Annotated in this window: 1 protein-coding gene and 1 pseudogene; both read left to right on the forward strand. The window is 72.0% G+C overall.

Features of this window, described 5'->3' with window-relative positions:
- On the forward strand, positions 1-298 hold a 298-nt coding region (locus F3J14_RS35155; protein ID WP_166726783.1), incomplete at its 5' end, for a 2-dehydro-3-deoxygalactonokinase.
- A 22-nt stretch (positions 299-320) separates the two neighbouring features.
- Positions 321-700 (forward strand): annotated as a pseudogene (locus F3J14_RS35160) (2-dehydro-3-deoxy-6-phosphogalactonate aldolase); the annotation flags it as partial.

The raw sequence follows: 700 nt of genomic DNA on the forward strand, positions 1-700 counted from the left end.
GTTCTCGCTCCGCGAGCATCGCGTCGAGCGCGCCGACTACCTGTCCGGCCTGCTGATCGGCCACGAACTCGGCGCGCTCGACGCGATGCTCGCGGAGCGCGGTGTCGCGCTCGCGAACCAGCCGCTGCTGCTGATCGGCGACGACGGATTGTGCGCGCGCTATGTCGACGCGCTGCGCGTGTTCGGCTGCCTGCATGCGCGCGTCGTCGCGCAGGCGACCGAGCGCGGCCTGTGGCAGATCGCATCACGTGCCGGACTCGTGCGCGCGGACGGCGAGCCCGTCTGCGCCGATCAATGAACCGATTGAAGAGGAACCCTCGATGTCGTCCGAACTGACGTTGCCCGCGCCGTACACGCCGCATCCCGCGTTGATGCGGGCGTTCGACGCGTGCCCGCTGATCGCGATCATGCGCGGCATCACGCCCGCCGAAGCGGCCGACCACGGCCTCGCGCTGCACGAAGCCGGCTTGCGGATCGTCGAGGTGCCGCTCAACTCGCCCGATCCGTTCGGCAGCATCGCGGCGCTGCGGCGCGCGTTGCCGGACGACATGATCGTCGGCGCGGGCACCGTGCTGCGCGCCGAATTCGTCGACCGCGTGCAGGACGCCGGCGGCACGCTGATCGTGATGCCGCACAGCGACGCGGCCGTGATCCGCCGCGCGCGCGAGCGCGGGCTCGCCAGCGCCCCGGGTGTCGCGAC

Origin of the sequence: Burkholderia sp. Tr-862, from assembly GCF_011753085.1 — a bacterium.
Classification (GTDB): Bacteria; Pseudomonadota; Gammaproteobacteria; order Burkholderiales; family Burkholderiaceae; genus Burkholderia; species Burkholderia ambifaria.